Source organism: Campylobacter sp. BCW_4323, assembly GCF_001763115.1.
Classification (GTDB): domain Bacteria; phylum Campylobacterota; class Campylobacteria; order Campylobacterales; family Campylobacteraceae; genus Campylobacter_D; species Campylobacter_D jejuni.
In genome coordinates this window covers 1-4,434 of record NZ_MJYC01000044.1, presented here as the reverse complement: position 1 = coordinate 4,434, position 4,434 = coordinate 1, and the positions used below count along the sequence as shown (strand labels likewise).

The following is a 4,434-nucleotide window of genomic DNA, read 5'->3' as shown; positions in this document are numbered from 1 at the left end:
ATTTCCATTTATCCCCATATACATAGCCTTAAGATTGTTTTGTCCTATGATATTGAGTTTTTCTAGTAATCTTCTAGCCTTATTTTTATCTTCTATATATCTTCCTGTTTTATCTTTACTTGTATTGTAAATTCCATTAGCAAAATCTTGTAAAATTTGTAAAGCTTCATTGTAAGCATGAATAGGACTATCTTCATCCTTTTTAAAAGCACTAATTTGCTTTTCTTTATTTCTAAACTCTTTAAACAAAGGATGATTACAAGGAAGTTGATATATAGTGCATTTTTTAAGTTCTAAAGATTTTAACTCTTTAAAATAAAAAGTATAATCATCTATAATATATTTTTGTTCTTTTATATCCTCTAAAGCAGTTGCATTTCTTTTCTCATCAATAATCAAATAAGATAAAAGTCTTTTTAAAAGAAATTCTTTATTTTCTTCAAGCTTTTGATCTATTTCATAATGAAAGGAAAAATGAGTGTCAAAAACTCCTGTGCAAAGATCTATGCCATAAAAAATTTTCTTTAAATCAAAGCTAATGAATTTTGAGTTGATTGCAAAAGGATAAGTTACAAAATGATCTCTTATAACTGCTAAAGGATTGACTAATTTTTTTAAAGTATTGATAAAATCAATCTGTTTAACTTCTTTATTGTTGATTGTTAAATTTTTAATAGTTTGAATTAACTCTGTTTTAGAACTTATAAACATAAAAGATTCCTTATATAAAGCATTATTATATCATTTTTTATTTGCTAATATTTTTTGTCTCTATTAATCTCTCCTATCCATCTAAGCACATTACCCTTATCATCAATCTCTACTTCTAAATCTTTGTATTTGTTGTAAACTCTAGGTTCTAAAATCTCACGGAGATATTTTGTGCCTTTTTGAGTTCTTGTTACCCATATATTATACCCACTCCAATATCTTGGCATATCCCAAGAAGCAGCACTATGCATTGTACTATGGATCGTTTCTCCTTTTTTAAGTTTGGGTAGAGTATTTGCTGTATATTCTTTGCCTTTATAGATTAAAATATCGTCATAATACCCTTTTAAAAATGCATTAGTATAAAAGAAATTATCTCTAAAATATATCCAAGCTTGATATTTATCTTCTTTATAATAAGATAAATTAGTAGGATAGTCTGTTCTTGTATATTTATCTTCCGATCTTGGAGTAATCCCAAAGTCTATATATCCTGCTAAGAATAGTTGCCCTATAATACTTACATACTCACTATTGTAATTTGGTTTTATGGAATTTTTTAAGTTTTCATCTTCTGTGTAAAACAAAGGACAATCCAAGTCATTAAATTCGCATGCATCCTCAAAAATTGATCCTAAAAAATGATCTTCAAAATATTCTAAAATATCTGTTTTCTTAAGGTTTGGAATTTGTAGAAAAAGCTTTATATCTGATTTTTCATCAAAACAAATACCATCATAACCTAAATTGTAAAATATCTCATCAAAATCAGGGAAAAACGAACCGTATTTATGAATTACTTTACCAATCACCATCTTCTTTTGCCTTATTATGGATTACATTATTTGGTTTTTTATTTCCTATATCTATTGCTGAACCACCAGAATCAGATGTTTTTCTTAATCTTATAATAGTTCCATCATCTAGTTTTCTCATTTTTATACCATTTCCCGCATCTGGCAATATTGTCGTATCTTTTGTAATATCCTCCCAAATCTCTTTTATTTGTTTATTATCCTTGACTATATAGACATTATTATTTTCGATAAATTGTTTATAGCCCATTTTATTTAATTCTTTAGAAGTCTTAAGATTGTATTTATTTTTTAATACCTCTATCACTTCTTTTTTGGTGGCATATTTGGATTTTTTCTTAATAATATTTTTTGCATTTTTAGGATTTTTCACTGCACCAAGCATTGCTAAGGCATCACCGATAATGCTGACATTTTCAAGTGAATTTGAAATATCTTCCACTATACCTTCTAATGGGGTAAATAAAGGCTTTATAGCTCCACTTGATTTATTTCTCCATTCCTCCAAATCATCAAATACTATCTCAATAAACTCCCCACCGCCATCTTGTGTTTGTATTCTTATAACATTATCAGGGATGATTTCTTGAGCATTGTTTTCACTAGAACTTATATTATTGCTTTTTGTAGTGTTTGTGTATTTTGTGCCATTATTTATATTTACATCTTTATTTTTTGCTTTTATTTTGTTTTCACTAACCCCATTTACCACCACAAACTTACAAACATAAAGCTCTTGTTTTCTATCTTCATCTTCTAAGATTTCATCTAGTCCTTGTGCGATTTGAAGTTTTAAATTTTGCATTTTTGCAGGAGCTAAAAAAGTTAAATGATATTCGTTTAATTTTTTATTGTCTTCTAGGGAATTTTTGATGATTTTATCATACTCATGTAGCTGTGTAAAATACCCTACTCCTAAATCTTTATTTTCAAATTCCTTATAAGCACTTTTATAAACTTTAGCAATGTTTTTTGGGATAATAAAATAAAGTTTGATTAAATTAGTATCAAAGCTAAGATTTAATTCTTTAAATTCATAATCTTTACTAAAGTCTTGTTTGAATTGATTAAGAATATTTATATCCTCTATATCTTTTAAATCTTTTAAATCTATATTAAATTCATTTAAAGCCTTATCTTGTTCTTTTTTTTCATTATTGATTAAAAGATTATAGATAGGTAAATTATCTTTTTGAAATCTATCACTTTTATAATGAAGTCTTATTATAGGCTCTTTTAACTCTATTTGATTTTTACTTTGTTCTCCTAAGCCCTCTTTAGGATCAAAGCTGTGATCAAATTTAAACTTAGTAGGAGTAAAGCTTACTTTTAAAGCAAAGCCTTTATCTGTTTTACAAGCTGAGATGAGTTCTTGTAAGATTACATATTCATTATTGACTTTCTTTTGAGATAAGGATCCTTTTACATTAACAACTTTAGTACAAGGAACACTTACACCTGCTATAGTATTAGGACAAGCTACTATACTAGAGTTTAATAAATCACTTTCTAGCATTATAGGCACACCATCATCTTTAAAAGTTTTTCCTTTGTTTGATTTAAGTATGACTTTACCTCCATGGATACATTCTAGGTTTTGATTTTCTAAAAGAGCATGAAGTTTAGCTATAGCTTGTTTTTTATCTACTTGTGTGGTTTTTTGTTCTTTTAAAGTGTTTGAAATTAAGTCTTTATACTCTAAGCTTTGTTTGCTTAAACATTCTAATTTAATATTTAAAGAATTTTCTATAATAGAATAATTAAGCAAGCAAAGTTCATCATTTTTATAAAAGATACTAAGTCTTCCTAAACCACTGCTTTCATCTTTAGGAGAAAAATAATAACTGGGTGTATCTTGTTTTATAGTATTATCTTGATCTAATTCTCCAAAGTAAAAAGGATTGTTAGGAAGTTCATTTGAGCCTGTAAGGAGAGTGGAGTTTAGGAAGATATAAGCTTGATAGTTTTGAAGTTCTTCAAAAGTAAAATCTGTCGTTGCTTCTAATTTATAAAGTTCATCATAAATACTTTGACAATCAATGATGCTTTTATTTTCACAAAATAAATAAATACTTTTTTTATCTTTATGAATAGAATATAAAAAGTCTTTACCTATCATAATTTTCCTAAATAATACCTATTTTAGCTTTTCCATTAAAATAAAAGCTTGTGATATTTTACAAACTCCACCTAAATATTGCTCATCCCAAATTTGATCTTTTATTTTATAACTTTTTGAATTATATCCATATATTTTTGTTATATTATTAATATTTTCAAGACATTTCATATCTTTATAAACCACAATGAAAATTCTAAATTCCCCAATGGCAATTTTATGAGCTAAGTTTTCTTGATTATTAATAAAGGAACAATCTTTTCTGTATTTATTAAAATCATTTTTATCAAGAATTAAAATATATTTTTCTTTTTCATGTACTTTTAAAATAAAATCTATGATTTTTGTTTGACTAGTGGTAGGAGCTTTATAGCTTGCATAATAATTATCTCCAAGCTCTTCTAAAATACCATTTGTTTCTTGCATTATGGTGGCTATTAATGAAAGAAAATATTCAAAATGATTGATTTTTTCTGGAGAACTTCTAAAAAGTCCAAGAGGTCCATTTTTAAGAGCGAAATTTTTATTATTAATAGCATTATTTTTTAACACAAAAGTTTCTGTATAAATTTGAATATTTTTCATAAAATGATTAAGATACTCTATACACTCACTAAGGCTTTTATCTTTGACCTTATTATAGTTAGCATCTAATTCTAAAAGATAAGAATAAAATAGAGAGTATTAACAAGAGGTTTTATAGAGTGATCATTTTTCCCTGTATATATACCTAAAGCATTGCTTGCACCATATTGAGCTGAAGCAATGATTTCAATTTTACCATTATCA

The 4,434-nt window shown here is 26.4% G+C and carries 2 protein-coding genes and 2 pseudogenes; all 4 read right to left on the bottom strand.

Annotated features, from left to right (window positions below):
- Positions 1 to 711 (bottom strand): annotated as a pseudogene (locus AJN60_RS04110) (hypothetical protein); the annotation flags it as partial.
- A gap of 44 nt (positions 712 to 755) precedes the next feature.
- Complete coding sequence (locus tag AJN60_RS04105) at positions 756 to 1,526, bottom strand: hypothetical protein (RefSeq protein ID WP_057035600.1); 771 nt, start codon at positions 1,524 to 1,526, stop codon at positions 756 to 758.
- Complete coding sequence (locus AJN60_RS04100; protein WP_237766500.1) at positions 1,513 to 3,645, bottom strand: hypothetical protein; 2,133 nt, start codon at positions 3,643 to 3,645, stop codon at positions 1,513 to 1,515. Before AJN60_RS04100 ends, AJN60_RS04105 begins: the two co-directional genes overlap by 14 nt.
- 7 nt (positions 3,646 to 3,652) lie before the next feature.
- A pseudogene (locus tag AJN60_RS09705) lies at positions 3,653 to 4,434 on the bottom strand (hypothetical protein); the annotation flags it as partial.

Excerpts from the sequence above, each read along its gene's own strand:
- AJN60_RS04105 (WP_057035600.1), bottom strand. The coding sequence starts at position 1,526 with ATGGTGATTGGTAAAGTAATTCATAAATACGGTTCGTTTTTCCCTGAT.
- AJN60_RS04100 (WP_237766500.1), bottom strand. The coding sequence starts at position 3,645 with ATGATAGGTAAAGACTTTTTATATTCTATTCATAAAGATAAAAAAAGT.